General features: G+C 64.1%; 5 protein-coding genes. 3 read left to right on the top strand and 2 right to left on the bottom strand.

What is annotated here, in order from left to right; genetic code table 11:
- Nucleotides 1-505: 505 nt before the first annotated feature.
- The 3 genes from IEW24_RS28190 to IEW24_RS28200 all read left to right on the top strand — a co-directional run bounded on the left by IEW24_RS28190 (nucleotide 506) and on the right by IEW24_RS28200 (nucleotide 14,779).
- A complete protein-coding gene (locus IEW24_RS28190) occupies nucleotides 506-3,241 on the top strand; it encodes a winged helix-turn-helix domain-containing protein (protein ID WP_188584258.1) in 2,736 nt (911 codons plus the stop codon).
- Between the two features lie 161 nt (nucleotides 3,242-3,402).
- Nucleotides 3,403-9,255: an autotransporter domain-containing protein gene (locus IEW24_RS28195; protein ID WP_188584259.1), complete on the top strand. Its 5,853-nt coding sequence runs from the start codon at nucleotides 3,403-3,405 to the stop codon at nucleotides 9,253-9,255.
- Nucleotides 9,256-9,700: 445 nt separating this feature from the next.
- Nucleotides 9,701-14,779 (top strand): autotransporter domain-containing protein, encoded by a 5,079-nt coding sequence (locus IEW24_RS28200; protein WP_188584260.1) that lies wholly within the window; start codon nucleotides 9,701-9,703, stop codon nucleotides 14,777-14,779.
- A gap of 455 nt (nucleotides 14,780-15,234) precedes the next feature.
- Here the strand turns inward: IEW24_RS28200 and IEW24_RS28205 are convergent, their stop codons facing one another.
- Both IEW24_RS28205 and IEW24_RS28210 read right to left on the bottom strand, forming a co-directional pair.
- Nucleotides 15,235-16,002: an SDR family oxidoreductase gene (locus tag IEW24_RS28205; protein WP_188584261.1), complete on the bottom strand. Its 768-nt coding sequence runs from the start codon at nucleotides 16,000-16,002 to the stop codon at nucleotides 15,235-15,237.
- The gene (locus IEW24_RS28210; protein WP_188584262.1) at nucleotides 15,999-16,985 is read right to left on the bottom strand and encodes an ABC transporter substrate-binding protein; all 987 of its coding nucleotides are present in this window, start codon (nucleotides 16,983-16,985) and stop codon (nucleotides 15,999-16,001) included. Before IEW24_RS28210 ends, IEW24_RS28205 begins: the two co-directional genes overlap by 4 nt.

Consider the following 16,985-nt stretch of genomic DNA (forward strand, 5'->3'; position numbering starts at 1 on the left):
GGAGCGCATGGTTCCGGATGGGATTAAGGATAACCGAAGCGAACCGGCTGCAATGTCAGGTGAATGCTGCCCGTTCAGCCATGAGTGGAACGTCCGCTGCCGGCCCCGCTTAGGCCATTGTGTGTGCCGATCCTCGCCATCTGTAAATGAGGTGGGACCGGTTCGGCCTTCGGCGTCCTGCCGCCGGTGCACCTTAAGGCAGGAAATTGAGCACTCATTCTAGTACAATCGTCCCGATCGGGAGTCAGGCAAGTTAACTTGGCCCTCAGCTGGCTTTAGAGGCTCCCTCGTCTTGCTCATGCCGCTTAGATAACCTGCTGCTCACTGGATCGGTTCTTCTTCGCGTCGTACCTTCTTTTCAGGGTGGACTCCCGCTCAAATTGGAGGGGTTTTCTCGGAGCGTGTCACCGTCATGTTGACAGAGGCGAAACGCGCGCCGGATATAAGGGTAGATCATGTAACCCTTAGCCCATACAGCGACGCTTTGATCAGCGCGGAATCACCATTGCCGGTCAGCATCATGGATCCCAGACATCACGCGCAGGAAATAAGGCGGCAGGTTCCGGATCCAGAGCCGGAAGCGGGCCGCTTGCCGATCAAATTTCGTCCAGCCCTTCCGTCGATCCCTCTGGTCGAGCGCCCGAGGCTGCTCGCCCTGCTTGATAGCGCGCTCGAAGTGCCGCTCACCATCGTGCAGGCTCCGCCGGGATTCGGTAAGACCACATTGCTGGGTCAGTGGCGCCAGGAACTGATGGGGCGGGGATATGCGGTCCCCTGGCTCTCGGTAGATCGTCATGACTCCGACCCGACCGTGTTCGCGCTGTCGATGCTCGGCGCGCTCGATGCCATCGCGCCCGAGCCCGAGAGGCTGTTGCAACCGGGTCAGGCGACGGACAGCGAATCCCTGTTCGCGCAAATCGTTCAAGCGCTCACCGGTGCGGGGCGCCCGTTCATATTCTTCCTGGACGATTATCACTTTGCCGAGCAGCGGGAGAATGATTTGCTGCTCCAGCGCCTTTTGAGGGTGCTGCCGCCGCACGTTCACCTGATCGTCGCTACCCGGACACGCCCCAGCCTGGGCCTGCCCGAAATGCAGGCGAGTGGGAAATTGCTACACCTCAAGGCGGAGCATTTGCGCTTCGAAGCGCAAGAGTCCCTTTCCATGCTGGAAAGCAGCTTCGCAACCGCTGAGATCGCGGTTCTTGCTGAGCGCACGCAAGGTTGGCCCGTAGCGTTGCAGATCGCGCGGGTATGGGCAGCAGACCAGGGAGGGCTGGATAAGCGCATCGCGGGCTTTTCCGGCTCGACCGAAGATATGGCCGCCTACATGGTTGACCAGGTGATGGAGGAATTGCCCGAGCCTGCCCGCGATTTGCTGATCCGGACAGCGATCCTCGACTCGATCGACGGTGATATCGCCAACCATCTCTGCGCCCGTACGGATTGTTGGGAGACCCTGGAAAAGCTGGAACGGCTGAATCCGCTCTTCTACCCTGTCGATGCCGGTCGAACGACGTTCCGCCATCATCATCTGTTCCGGGAATTTCTGCTCGCCCGGTTGCGGCAGCAAGGGGAAGCGCCGCGCCGCACCCTGCATCTGCGCGCGGCGGACTGGCTTGCAGGCAAGGGAATGGTGTTCGAGGCCGTCGAGCATGCCCGGGCGGCGGGCGAACCGGATGCGGCGCTCGCCATCCTCGAACATGCCGGCCTGTTTCACCGCATCTTGCGAGAGGGTGCCGATCGCTATCGCAGTTTCAAGATCCTGTTCACGCCTGAGGCGCTCGCCCGCTATCCGCGGATCACGGTCGCCCAGGCGCTGTTGTGGATCAAGGACGGCGATCCCGACGGCGCACGCGCGCTGCTATCGAACCTGCGCGACAAGCTGGATGCGGGCGACTACAGCGATGTCGGCGCGCAACTGGATCTCGATATCGCGGTCATGGAGGGCTTTCTCAGCAACTATGTGGACGGCGGCGTGACCAGCGAGGCACTGGCCGCGATGGAACGCTTTGTGACCACCATTCCACCGCACGAGCCTTGGTATCGCGCGCTGGTCCACAACCTGATCTGCACCATGCGCCTGCATCGCGGCGATCTTATCGGCGCCGGGCATTCTGCGTCGTCCAGTATCGAGCAATTCTCGCTTGCCGGCCTGCAATATGGCCTGTTCTTCATGACTCAGCACGAAGCCAGGCTGCGGATGCTGCGTGGCCATCTTGGCGTGGCGGACCGAAAGGCGTCCGATGCGGCCCGGATCGCACGGATGCATTTCCCTGAGGATCGCACAATGCAGGCACATGTGCGCATCCTTCAGGCCGCGCTGGAATATGAGCGGAATGAGCTGGAAAGCGAGGTCGGCCATTTGCCCGAGGCGCTGACGCAGCTCGAACGGGCGGACGGCTGGGTTGAGGTTTATCTGGCCGCATACCGAGTAGCGCTGGGTACGGCATTCTCACGCGCCGGTCTTGCCGGGCTGCAACCGTTGCTCATCGCGGGCAGAAACTTCGCGCGACGTCGCGATATGCCGCGGATCGCGTGGTTTCTGGAGGCGCGTGAGGCACATTACACGCTTCTTGCCGGGGATATCACAAGGTCTCGGCAACTGGTGGAGGCGAATGCGCGGAATCTGGCGTTGCTGGAGGAGCGTTTTGACGCGACCCAGACGTGGAGCGAACGCGCCGAGCATCGCGCGATGAGGGCCCGGCTCCTGATCGCCGAGGGCAGCGTGGAGGCTGCGCGAGCAATGCTCGTGCCGCTGATCGCTGGACATGAAGCGGCGGGATTAGGTTGGTATGCGGCACAGGCCTATCTGCTGCTCGCGCTGGCCGAACAGGCTCTTGGCCAGCCCGAAGCCGCATTTGCCGCCCTCCGTGAGGCGCTGCAACGAACCGGAGACGGGCGAACGCTGCGACTGTTTGTAGAGGAGGGGCCCGCCGTCTCGACGCTGAGCATGGAATTGCTGGCCGGCACCGGGACGTCGGCACTGCCCGCCTTGCTTGTCCCATGGCTGCGCGAAGTCGCTGAGGCGGTGCACGCCGCCAGCGATACCACGCCGCTTACCCCGCGCGAGCGCGAAGTGTTCGAGCTGTTGCGCCAGGGCTGCGCCAATAAACGGATCGCGCGCGCACTGGGCATCACTGACAATGCGGTGAAGTTCCACCTGAAGAACATCTTCCGCAAGCTGGGCTTGCGTGGCCGGCGCGAAGTGACAGCGATGGGCGCCAAGCAGGTATCAGCCTGACACCCTACTCCATTTAGCGTGGATCCCTACCCATCGCCGGCATGCCGGACCAATGCGGTCCGGCATAGGATTCCGCGCGTCCGGCCTTGTTGCCTGGCCCACGAATCGACCGGAACCCCGGGGGCGCCCTGGTCACCGTCGCCGCTCGTCAGGGGAGTTTCATGTCGCGTACCACTCGCCATTCAAGCGCAATCCGTTTCAGCGAGACGCGCTCGCACGCGCGGCCCTGCTACTGGGCGCTCCGGTGGCTGATGAGTAGCACCGCCCTGGTGGGCGTCGCCCTGGGCGCCGCCCCGTCAATGGCGCAGACAGTAGCCGGCGCCAGCGCCGCATTGCCGGCACCCGGCGAAAGCATCACGCTTACCGGCGCGGATATCGACCCCGATGCTGCAGTCTTCGCCGGCTCGGGCGCGCCCGCCGGCACGTTCATTTTCAACGGCACATCGAGTCTGCGCGGCGACATCTACGTCAACGGAGCCTCCGTCCGCGCCGTTACCGAAGGCGGTTTCGGCAGCGGGACGATCCACATGATCGACCCCACAGCGGTCTACGGCATCACCGGAATCTACAGCAACGATATCGATCTGGCAGCGATCGACACACGGAACGATCCCGCCACCCTGCGTGCCGAAGCCGGCGTGACCGCCACGCTTACCGGCTCGATCACCGAAAGCCTCGCTGGCCAGAATCTGGTGTTCGAGGGTGTCGATGGCTCGGGGTTCGTCCTCACCAACGGCGCCAACCTATGGACGGGCATCACCACGATCCGCAGCGGCACGCTCACCGGAACCACCGCCAGCATCGGCGGCAGCACGCTCAACCTCGATGACGGGTCGCTGGTCCTGGACCAGGCGGCCAGCGGCACTTTTGCCCAGAATATCTCGGGCACCGGCAACGTTACCGTGCGTGGCCTCGCTGCCGGGCAGATGCTCACCTTTTCGGGCACCAGCGACATAGAGGGTAGGATCGAGGTAACCGACGCCTCGCACATCGCTATTTCGGGGGCATTCAGCAGCAGCGTCACGACGGGCATACTGCTCTCCGGTGCGGGCAGCAGCCTCGATGTCATGGCCGGCGGGTCCATCGGGACCACCGTGCTCGGCACCGCCGACCACCAGACAATCACCAATTTCGGCACGATCACCGCACGCGACAACCAATCGGCGGTCACGACCACCGGTAGCGACGCCGTGATCGTCAATGGCGCCGGAGGCACGATTATCGGCGGCGGCAAGGAAGCGGGAACCGGGGTGTCTCTGACGGGCGGCGGCAGTATCACCAACAGCGGGACAATCTCGGCCCAAGGTTATATCGCAATCTATCTAAACGGCGAAAGCGCCGTCCTGACAAACAACAGTGGTGGCATCATCGGAGGGGAAAATAGCCCTCCTTCCGTGGTGGGCGATGCCGCCAACATCACGATCAACAACGCCGGCACGATGTTCGGCGTGTTTTTGAGGGGAGGCGGCGCCGCCACGATTACCAACAGCGGCATAATAGATGTGAATGCAACTTTATTTGGCGTTTCAGTCGAAGGTGTTGGCACTCTGATCAACTCCGGCCAGATCTTCGCTGGCCAGTCGGTACAGTTCCTTGGCGCCGGATCGGGTGTCGTCAACCAGAAAGAAGGAGAAATATTTAGCTATAGCCCCATCGCTATAACGATCAATGGTAGCGTGGATAATAGCGGCTATATCGGTAGTAACGGTGACAGGAGAAATGGGTCGATTGTTTTCAATGGTGCAAGCGGTAGCCTGATCAATAATGTCGACGGCGTAATTGAAAATGTAATAAACGGATTATCCATCACGAGCTTCACCAACGAATTCCGGCTCGTAAATTACGGCAATATCATCGGGGCTGTGGTTATGCTCGGTGACGCTGAGTCTCCCCGGAACATAACGATTATCAACACGGGCTCGATCGCAGAAACCGAAAATAAGAACGATCCCTATATTTTATCAGCAAGCGCCAATGAAATCAGCTTCGACAACTCCGGCAGCATTACCGCAGCCTCAATCGGCGGTGTCAATTTCGATGGCAATCTGACCGCCATCAATCGTGCCTCGGGCATCGTCAGTAGCAATTTTGACACAGTCAGTATGTCGAACGGTTCCTTCGTGAACCAGGGGACCATCCGCAGCCTCTCGAGCTCCGCGGTCGTTATCTCGGGAGGGGCGTTCACGAATTCGGGCGTCGTCGACGGGGGCGGTCGCGCGGGCGTGGAGATGTATCAAGGTTCGCTTACCAATCAGGCGGGCGGCACGATCATTGGCAGCGAAACGTCGGTGGACCTGCGCTCCAGTACGAGCGCTACGGCCAACCTCGAGGCGGGTTCGACGACGACAGGCGACATTCGGGCCAGGGGCACCGGCACCTTTCACGTCACCATCGCCGGCACCCTGAACGGCAGCTATCTGGGGCGTGACTTGGACGAAGACGATGGTGTGGACGTGCTCACCGTCGCGACAAGCGCCGCGATCTCCGGGATCCTTGATGGCGGCGGCAACGAAGATTCACTTATCCTCGTCGGTGAAGGTGCGGCGACGCTCGGAATGGTCGCCCATTTCGAGAACGCCACGCTCAACGGGACCGGCAGTTGGACACTGGGCGCCGCGAACGATGTGGCAAGCTGGACAGTGAATGCCGGCACGCTGATCTCGGGCGGCGAAATTGCCGGCAGCGCTTCCGTGGTGCTTGCCGCTGGTGGCACGCTACAGCTCTCCGGCGATCAGAGCGTTGCCAGAATCCGTGGCACCGGCACGATCGCACTGGCGGATCACAGCTTGTCCCTGCTCGAAGGCACCAGCGTCTTCGACGGCAGTGTGAATGGCACCGGCACGCTCGTGATCGATGGTGCGAACCTCGTTTTTGGCGGCATCGCCAGCCATACCGGAAGCACTGAAGTGCGCTCAGGTACGCTGAGCGGAGGCGGCCGGATCACGGGAGACGTGTTCATCGAGAACGGTGCGCATCTTGCGGGCACGCAGGGGACGACCCTGTCCATGGGCGCGCTGGATCTGAGCGCAGGCGCGCAAATCGACGTGACGCTTGGAACGCCTTCGGACGCTGCACTGTTCGATATCGCCGGCAACCTGACGCTGGACGGGACGCTCAATATAACCGCCACGCTCGGCTTCGGGGCAGGCGTTTATCGCCTGTTCAATTATGGCGGAACGCTGACCGACAACGGCCTCACGATCGGCACCACAACCGGGGCCGCGGCGGCCGATCTCTTGATCCAGACGCAGGTTCCAGGCGCAGTCAACCTCATCAACGGCGCGGGCGCGGCTCTCGTCTTCTGGGACGGCGGGGATGCAAGCGGCCATTTCAACGACGTCGTCGATGGTGGCTCGGGCCGTTGGAGCGTCGGCGGCGAGAACTGGACCGATGCGGGGGGCGCACTGAACGGCCCAATGTTGCCAGCGCCGGGATATGCGGTGTTCCAGGGCACAAGTGGCACCGTGACGGTCGACACCGGTGCAGGCGCTGTTAGCACCACCGGTATGCAGTTCGCTGTGGATGGCTATACGCTGGCCGGCGACGCGCTGACCCTGGTGGGTGACCGGGCGATCCTTCGCGTTGGCGACGGTACGGCGGCCGGGGCGGGATATCAGGCGACCATCTCGGCATCGCTCATCGGCACGTCGGGGGTGGAGAAGACTGACTACGGCACGCTCATCCTCACTGGCGCCAACACCTATACGGGCGGCACCACCATCTCCGGCGGCACCCTGCAACTCGGCGACGGCCTCACCAACGGCTCGATCCTGGGCGATGTGGTGAACAACGGCACGCTGGCGTTCGACCTAGCCGGTGATACCAGCTTCGCCGGCACCATCTCCGGCGCCGGCGCCCTGACCCTTCAGGGCTGGGGCACGCTGAGCCTCACCGGCGCCAACAGCTATGCGGGCGGAACCGCCGTCAATAACGGCACGCTCCAGATCGCGCAGGCCGAGGCGCTCGGCGCCGGCGGCCTGACCCTCAGCGACAACGCCACCCTGCGGGCGAGCGGCACCTTCACCTATGGCGGGGCCGTGACGCTGGTCACACGGGAGCGGTTCACGCGGGCGGAAGGCCCGGTGAGCGCCACGGTGGAGGTTGATCCCTCACAGACGCTGACGCTCTCCGGCGTCATCTCCGGCGAGGGCGCGCTGACCAAGACCGGCGAGGGCCTGCTGATCCTCACCGGCAACAACACCTACACCGGCCTCACCACCATCGACGCCGGTACGCTCCAGATCGGCAATGGCGGCACCAAGGGCAGCATCGTCGGCGACGTGGTGAACAACGCCACGCTGGTGTTCAACCGCTCCGACACCTACACCTTCACCGGCGCCATCACCGGCGACGGCGCGGTGACCTTCATGGGCGGCGGCACGGTGCTGTTCTCCTCGCCTTATACGGGCGCGGTGACGGTGGAGCAGTCGGTGGTGACCCTGGTGGAGGGATCGAGCACCACCTCGCCCTTCACCGTGAACTCAGGTGGCACCATCGGCGGCAGCGCCACCATCGGCGGGCTGACGGTGAATGCCGGCGGCACCGCCGCGCCGGGCTACTCGCCGGGCACCATCACCGTGACCGGGCCGGTGACGTTCAATTCCGGCTCCGTCTATCTGGTGGACGTCACCCCGACCGGTGCGCACGATCTCATTATCGCCAGTGGGGCGGTCACGCTGTCGTCCGGCGCCAGCGTCGCGGTCAATCCGACGGCGGGCCGGTATGCGGCGAGCAGTACCGTCACGATCCTGACCACCAGCAGCACGCTCACCGGCACCTTCGGCAGCGTATCCTCCAACTATGCCTTCCTGTCGCCGGAGCTCAGCTATGATGCGCAGAACGTCTATCTGACCCTGGTCTATTCGGGCACCGACTTCTCAACCTATGCCCGCACGCCCAACCAGTACCGGACGGCGGAGGCGGCGCAGGTGCTGGGCGCGGGCAATATCGTGTTCGACACCATCGTCGGCCTGCCCGAGGCGGATGTGGCGCCGGCCTTCGACAAGCTCTCGGGCGAGATCTATGCCTCGGTGGGTACGGTGATCCAGCAGGAGGCGGGCTATCTGCGCGAGGCGGTGGGCACGCGCCTGCGGCAGTCGGTGACGGCCTCGGGCACCGGCGCCCTTTCCTATGCTGCCCGGGCGGCCGGGCCGGCCACCGCGCAGCTGAGCCGGGACCTGACGCCGACGCTCTGGATGCAGGGCTATGGCGGCTGGGGCAATGCCTTCGGCAACGGCAATGCGGCCTCCATCTCCAGCAGCGTGGGCGGCGTGTTCGGCGGCCTCGACGTGGGCGTGGCGGATGGCGTGCGGGCCGGCCTCGTGGCCGGCTTCAGCCAGACGCATTTCGATGTGGATGGGCGCGGCTCGTCCGGCTCCATGGATAATTACGACATCGGCTTCTATGCGGGCGGTCAGTTCGGCGCGCTCGCGCTGCGGGGCGGCGTGTCCTACACATGGCACGACGTCTCGGTGAGCCGCAGCGTGTTGTTCCCCGGCTTCGGCGGCTTCACCAAGGGTGGCGACACGGTGGGCACCACGCAGGTGTTCGGCGAGGTGGGCTATGGCGTGGACGTGGGCGCCTACGCCTTCGAGCCGTTCGTGGGGCTGGCCTATGTGAACCTCTCCAGCGGCTCGCTGTCGGAGAACGGTCCGATGATGTCGGGCGCGGAGCTCAATGTGAGCACCGGCTCAATGGATACGGTCTACTCGACGCTCGGCCTGCGCGTGACGACCTCCATGACGCTGGGCGGGCATACGCTGACCCCGAGCGCGAGCATCGGCTGGCAGCATGCCTTCGGTGACACCTCTCCGGTGGCGAACATGGTGTTCCAGAACGGCGCGCTGCCGTTCCAGGTGTCGGGCGTGCCGGTGGCGGAGGATGCGCTTCTGGTGGGCGCGGGGCTGGCCTACGACCTGTCCGACATCGCGACGTTGCAGGTCAACTACACCGGCCAGCTGGCGGGCACGGCGGCGCAGAACGCCGTCAGCGCGCAGTTCTCGCTGAAGTTCTGAATGTGGACCTGGCGAAGTCTGACCTGATCAATAACGTTTCTGGAACACACGCTATGCAGGTGGGGGGTGCCGTGGGACCGTGTGACTCAGTTCCGCAAATATTACCAGCGCATCATTGCGTTGAGCAATTGATCCGCCGTCGTTCGGACATGCCATATTTTCCGCTTCGGAATGCACTTTTCAGGTGCGTGTGTGGATCTGGCGGCAATCTAAAATTGCATTGCTTCCCCCGGTGAATGAAACGGGGAAGCTACTCGCCGTTTATTGATTGCCTTTTCACTTTTCCGCGCACCCGTAGGTTCAGCCCATGACATTCTCCTCGCGTATCGCCCGCACGCAGCGCCGCACTTTTGGCAAAAGCAGACTGTTGAGCGGTGCATCAGCGATCTCCTTGCTGGGTGTGCCCGCGATTGCGAGTGTTGGCGTATCGCTGACAAGCCCGGCCGTGTCTCAGACGACGCTCACCGGCTCCTATACGTCCACGGTCGAACTCGGCAGCTATCTCTCGGGAAATCCGTTCATCATCACCTCGGCCGCGCAGATCGTTGTTGGCGGCGGCGGGAACGGCGTGCACGGCGCTTCCGGGACCGTCTGGACCATCACCAACGAAGGCAGCATCCAGGGCGCCAATGTTGCGATCTTGCTCGAGGGCGCTGGCACTATTACCCAGTCCGGCACCGTCAACGGCGTCATCGGCATCGAGATGGCGGCGGGCGGCAGCGTGCTTACGACCGCCAGTTCTGCCATCCGTTCGAGCGATTTCGGCGTCGAGATCCTGGGTGCGGCGGGAACCATCTCCAATGCTGGCTCCATCCTGGGAAAGACCGGTGTCCACCTCGGCGTCGCGGATAGCAGCGTTAACAATACCGGGGTGATCTCAGGCTATGCCGGTTTCGGCGGCTCGGGCATCGTGCTGGACAATGGCGGTACCATCACCAATAGCGGTTCCCTCAGCAGGATCTTCGGTGACCGCAATGCCATTCTGGTATCCGCAGGCCGCGGCACCGTCATCAATGAGGGCATGATCTGGGGTACTGGGACGGGCAGCACAGTTCGCGCCGTTGCCTTGCTGGGCGGCGGCACGATCAACAATGCCAACACTGGCTTCATCTCCTCGCCGGGCACCGGTGTCGCGATCTATGGTGGCACCGGAACGATCTATAACCAGGGCACTATCCAGGGCTCCGCCGACGGCGTTTACCTGGCCGCGGGTGGTACGATCACCAACACCGCTGATGGCGGGATCAGTGGTTTCACGAGAGGTGCAGTTATCGCCGGCGGGGCAGGAAGCGTCTCCAACGATGGTACCATCACGGCCATCGTCGGCGTGGAGCTGCACCAGGGCGGCTCGGTGACCAATACCGGCGACATCGGAGGTGGGGTCCAGATCTCTGGCGGCGCCGGCAGCCTCCAGAATTCTGGCGTGATCAGCAGCGCCATCGGCACCGGCGTCTATCTGGCGGCGACCGGCACAGTTGAGAACCTCGCCGCGGGCGAAATCTCAGGTGCGCAATATGGCGTAAGGCTCTCAGGCGCCGGTACCGTGACCAACACTGGCCACATCACCAGCGACTCCACCGCCGTCCAGATGAACGGCGGTGCGCTCTCCAATACGGGAAGCGCTTCCAGCATCGTCGGCGCCTTCTATGGCGTCCTCAGCAGCGCAAGCCTGTCGATGGTCAACTCCGGCACCATCGCCGCGACCTCCTCGACGGGCTTCGGTGTCAGGTTGTTCCAGGGCGGAGCGGTCACCAACAACGCGACCGGTGTCATCTCGGGCAGCGTCTACGGTCTGGTCGCATCGGGCGCCGCCGTGACCCTGAACAATTCCGGCACTGTGACGAGCGGGAGTGGGGCCGGCGTCTATTTCGTGGACAGCGCCGGCACCTTCAACAACACGGTGACGAACAGCGGAACCATCTCCGGCGGCGGCGGTGCGGCTGCCGTGAAGTTCGGGGCCGGCAATGACCTGCTCCAGATCTCGCAAGGGGCGGTCTTCAACGGTCTGGTGGATGGCGGGGGAGGCACCAACACGCTGGAAGTGCTCTCCGGCACTGTCTCTCTGCCGACCTTCTCCAATTTCGGCGTCGTCCAGATCGACGCCGCGGCATCCGCCAGCATTTCGGGAACACACAGCCTCATTGCGCTGACAAACAGCGGCAGCCTCATCAACACGGGAACGCTGACCGCAACCACCCTGTCGAATGCTGGCCTGCTGACCAATTCGGGCAGCATCGGCGAGACGGTGACGCTGACCGCCTCCGGTGCCGTGGTGGACAATCTCGCAGGCGGCATCATCTCCGGCGGAACGGCGGGCGTGAAATCGACCCTCGACGGCGCCGGTGTGACCATGACAGTGAACAATGCCGGCACCATTGCCGGCAGCACCATCACAGCCAGCGGCGTGGCGCTGGCGAGCGCCGGCACGGTCAACAATTCCAGCGCGGCGGCGCTGATCACGGGCGCCATCGCCGGCGTCTATATCGGCGGCCTCGGCACCATCCTGAACAGAGGAAGCATCGATGGCCTCGTTCGCTTTGGCGCGGCACTGGGAACGGGCGGCTCGATCAACAATTCAGGCCGCATCAGTGGCTACGCGGCAGGCGTCGCTGTGCAGGGCGGGGTAGCTCGGATCACCAATACGAGCACGATCGCTGGCACCGGCACGGCGTCGATAGGCGTCCAGTTCCTCGGCACCGCCACCGGCATCGTCGATAATGCAACCACTGCTTCGGTGATTTCCGGCACGGGGACTGGCATCTCGCTGGATGCTGGCGGCACCATCCTCAATGCCGGAACCATCACCGGCATGGGCTTCGACGGCATCGCGCTGGCGGCGGGGGGCTCGGTCAACAACAGCGGTCGGATCAGCGGTGCGGCATCAGGCATCTATGTCGGCGGCGGCACCGCCACGGTGACCAATACGGGCCTCATCTCGGCAACGGGCGCGAGCGGCGTCGGCGTGCTGTTCGGCGGCACCGGCCAGGGCACCATCGACAATTTCGGCACCATCTCGGGTGCGGGCGGGACGGCGGTGAAATTCGCTGGCGGCACCAACCGACTGATCCTTGAGAATGGCAGCGTGCTCTCCGGCATTGCCGACGGCACACTCGGCGTGAACACGCTGGTGGTGACGGGCAGCGCCATGCTGGACAGCGTGACCGCCATTGGCTTCCAATATGTGGGCTTTATCGACGCCACGCGGGTGGTTGATGCCACGTCCACCATCACCAATCCGGTGGTCATATCCGGCACGCTTAGCAATCAGGGCACCCTGAACGGCGCCGTGGGGGTGGACCTTGCCGCCACACTGATCAATGAAGGCGTGGTCAATGCAGACGCACCATCTGCCAATGATGGCACGATCATCAGCAGCGGCAGCTTCACGAACAACAGCGCGCTGACCAACACCGGTCTGTTCAGCAACGCGGGCAGCGTTCTGAACAGCGGCACGATTATCGGCTCGGGAATCTTCGCCAACAGCGGCATCTTCACCAACAACGGGTGGCTGGTGGCGGACGGCACAGGGGTCAGCGGCTCGGGTACCGTCACCAACAACGGCGTCATCATCGGCACCACCGACACAGGCGTGGATCTCGGTGCTGGCGGGACCCTGATCAACAATGCGGGCGGCTTTATCCAGGGCGGCGAATACGGCGTCCGGGCGGGTGTCGGCGCGGTGGTGGTCAACGCCGGCACAATTCTGGACGATGACGTAGCGGGCATGTCGCTCGCCAGCAATGCGGTGGCCGCTAATTCCGGCACCATCGGCGGCACCGTGGGCGTGCTGTTTACCGGCACGGGCGCAAGCCTCACCAACACCGGCACCATCACCGGCACGGGCGGCATCGCGGTGCAGTTCGGCGCCGGTAGCAACAGCCTGACGTTGGGCACCGGCTCGGTGCTGAACGGTGGCATCGACGGCGGCACCGGAGCTGGCCAGATCACGCTCGCCGGCACCGGGGCCATCTCCAGCACCATCGCCAATTTCGGCGCTGGCAGCGCGCTCACCATCGCCTCCGGCGCGGTGTGGCAGGCGTCTGGCACCTGGACGATCGCCAGTGTCACCAATGCCGGCACCTTGCAAGCCGGAACCGCAGCCGGTGGCCTCAGCCTAACCGGAGACTTCACCCAGAGCGCCGGGGGTACCTTCCTGGTGCTGCTCGATCCCTCCGGCCTCTCCTCACGCCTCAGTGTCACCGGTACGGCGACCATCGAAGGCGGGACGCTGGCGGTGCAGAAGGTGGCCGGCACCTACGTGCCGGGCACCCGCTATACGGTGCTCAGCGCGACCGGCGGCGTCTCGGGCACCTTCAGCACGATGACGCAGGATCTGCCATTCATCGAGCTTGCGCTGAGCTATGACGCTACCGACGTCTACCTGACCGCGGGTCGCAATGCGGCCTCCTTCCCCTCGGTGGCGCTGACCTCGAACCAAAGGGCCACCGCCGCGGCGGTGGAGGCGCTGGGCGCGTCCAATCCGGTTTACGCTGCGGTGGTCTCACAGAGCAGCGCAGCCGGTGCCCGGCGGGCCTTCAATGCGCTCTCGGGCGAGATCCATGCGACGGTGAACGGCGTCCTCACCGGGGACAGCCGTCTGGTGCGCGGTGCCGTGCTCGACCGCATGCAGGACGGCTGGTCGTCGGCCTCGGGCGGCGCGGTGACGGCCATCGCAGGCACCGGGAATGTGTTCTGGATGCAGGGCTTCGGCAACTGGGGCACCACCTTCGGCGACGGCAATGCCTCCAGCGTTTCGCGCAATACCGACGGCCTGATGGTGGGCTACGACGGGACGGTGGCGGACATCTGGCGCGTTGGCTTCGCCGCCGGCTACAGCCACGGCACCTTCTCGCAGGACGCGCTGGTCTCGTCGGGTTCCTCCGACAATTACCACGTCGCCATCTATGGCGGGGCAGACTTCGGGCCGCTGGATGCCAAGATCGGCGCCGCCTTCACCTGGAGCGACATCTCTACCAGCCGCACCATCGTGTTCCCCGGTTTCGCGCAGCAGGCCCATTCCGACTATTCGGCGCAGACCAGCCAGGTCTTCGGTGAGCTGGGCTACAGGGTCATGTTACCCGGCATGCCGGGTCAGGCGGGAGGCTCGGTGCTGGAGCCGTTCGTTGGCCTTGCCCATGTGAACGTAAGCAGCAATTCCTTCCAGGAGAATGGCGGCAGCGCCGCACTTTCGGGCACCGGACTGGATCAGGGGGTGACCTATTCGACCCTGGGGCTGCATGCCTCTAGCAACCTTTCGCTGTTCGCGTTGCCGGTGACAGTGAAGGGAACGCTGGGGTGGGTGCATGCGTTTGGCGATCTCGATCCGCAGTCACGGGTGGCGTTCACTGGCGGCACGCCCTTCACCGTTTCAGGGGCTCCCATCGCCGCTGACGCTGCCCTGCTGGAGGCAGGCTTCGACGTCCTGGTAGCGCCCAACACCACGCTCGGCCTCTATTACAATGGCCAGCTCGCCACTTCGGCCTCCGACAACATGGTCAAAGGTGCTTTCTCTATGAAGTTCTGATCGCAGGGCTGTCGTCTACAGCCCGCTTTAGGCGAGTAAGGCTGTCGGGTGTCTCAAGCTTAGGCATCACTCCGCACTTCAGTGAGGAGACCGCCCACTTCCTCGCCATGGTCCAGCTCGCTTCAATGCGACTTTGGCTGCGCGTTTATGAGTCTACGGCCTAATCGGATTTGATCCATAACGGCTGGGCACGCGGGCCGGCGTCGGAAAGCCTCCAGGGGAGGAAACCGGGGTCCGAAGTGCGCGACGGTTGAGGTCCTCGCGGCGCTATGGGGATTTGAGGCCGGTGACCTGAGACCCCTTACCCCAGGCCGCCTGAGGCCCGTGCCTTTCAACGTCAACTCTCACTCAACGGCGCAATAGACCTATCTCAGGCCAACTGACGAGTACGCAAAGCACCACGCGACGATCCTAAGTTTCACAGAACGGGGAGGTGGCGGAATGCAGCTCACCCTTCAAGCCATCACTAGGCCGCCATCCACGTGCAGCGTCTGGCCAGTGATGAAGCCGCTCCATTCGCTGGCGAGGAAAAGCACCGGCCCGGCTACGTCCGTGGGGGTTGCGATGCGACGCAGGGGAGTGGCGGCAATCAGCGTCTCGCGCACCTCCTCCTTGGTCGCCGCGCTGGCATCGGTGGGACAGACGAGCCCCGGTGCAACGCAGTTCACGCGGATGCCCAGCGGCCCGAGTTCGGCGGCGAGATTCCGGCTGAAACCGACCAGGGCGGCCTTTGCCGTAGTGTAGTCATGATAGGGGATGCTCGGCCGCGTGACGAGATCGCTGGCGATGTTAATGATGCTGGCGCCGCCGCGTCGTTCGAGCAAAGGCAGCATGGCCAGGCTGACCGTGTAGGTAGCCTTCACGGCGCCCTCGAACTGCCGGCCATAGGCCTCCCACGGCGTTTCCCAGAAGCGGGCGCGCTGGTCGGGATCGAAGCGGTAGGGGGCGAAGGCGTTGTTGACGACCACGTCGAGCCGTCCGGCCTCCTGCCCGATCTGCTCCGCCATCGCGGCCACCGCCTCGGGAGATGTGACGTCGGCCGCGATGGCGAGCGCCTCACCGCCAAGCTGGCGGCACTCCGCGACGACAGCCTCCGCCGCTTGCGCATTCTCGCGGTAATTGACGATGACAAGCCCGCCCTCCGCCGCGAACGCCTGCGCGATGGCGGCTCCGATGCCGCGGCTGGCGCCAGTGACGAGGATGACGCGATCGCGGAACTTCATGGCGTTCCCTCCTTCGGTGGGATGAGGTCGCTCTTGACCACCTGCGACATGTCCAGCGCATGGCTGATCAGGCCGAGGCTGCGGAAGGCGTCCGCCCCTTTCTGCATCACGTCGGGATCGAACTGGCCGAGGCCCTCGCGCGCGGTGGTCGGCGAGACGCTGGCGCGGTTGCGCAGCTTGATGATCTCCAGATTGACGGCCTCGTCGCGCCCGTTGATGGCGCGGATGACGGCGAGGCGCGCAGCCTCCTCGGGGTTCGCGATCATCCAGGCGGTGGCATCGCGATAGGCGGCTAGGAAGCGCCTGAGGATGGGCTTCTTCGCCTCGTAGGTCGCCTGCGTGACCACGAAGATGTCGCTCGGCAGGTTGAGCTGGTCCTTCACCTCGATCACGTCCACATCGCCCAGCCCCTTGGCGCGGGCGACCAGGAGGCCGGTATCGGTAGCGGCGGTGGCGTCGAGCTGTCCCTGGATGAGCGGGGCGAAGTTCAGGAGGCCGGCCACCTGGATGGTGACATCCTTCTCGCCCAGTCCCATCTGATGCAGCAGCACCAGAAGGTTTTGGAAAGTGCCGCTGGACAGGCTGTAGACGCCGATGCGCTTGCCCTTGAGGTCGGCGGCCGAGCGGATGCCGCTCTTCTTCAGCGCCACCACGTTGAATACGTTCTGGGGATAGATGTTGTAGATGGCGATCAGCTTCTCGCCCTTGTCGAGCGCGAGATAGAGCGAGGCCGGATCGGTGAAGGCGATGTCCGCCTGTCCGGTGAGCATGTTCTGGATCGCCGAGCCGCCGCCATTACCCGGGACATAATCGAGCGCGATACCCTTCGCCTTGAAGAAGCCCTTGTCGGGCTCAGCAAGCAAATTGGTGATCTCGCTGATGGGCTGGCTCCAGCCGGCGACGGTGACCTTGTCGAGCGGCTGGGCCGCTGCGGGCAGCGCGAGCCATGACAGGACGAAGAGGAAAGCGAGGCGCAGGCGCAT

This window comes from Azorhizobium oxalatiphilum, from assembly GCF_014635325.1.
In the GTDB taxonomy this organism is placed as follows: domain Bacteria; phylum Pseudomonadota; class Alphaproteobacteria; order Rhizobiales; family Xanthobacteraceae; genus Azorhizobium; species Azorhizobium oxalatiphilum.

Bases quoted from the DNA above. Each gene is read 5' to 3' on its own strand.
- IEW24_RS28210 (WP_188584262.1), bottom strand. From the start codon at position 16,985: ATGCGCCTGCGCCTCGCTTTCCTCTTCGTCCTGTCATGGCTCGCGCTG.
- IEW24_RS28205 (WP_188584261.1), bottom strand. From the start codon at position 16,002: ATGAAGTTCCGCGATCGCGTCATCCTCGTCACTGGCGCCAGCCGCGGC.
- IEW24_RS28195 (WP_188584259.1), top strand. From the start codon at position 3,403: ATGTCGCGTACCACTCGCCATTCAAGCGCAATCCGTTTCAGCGAGACG.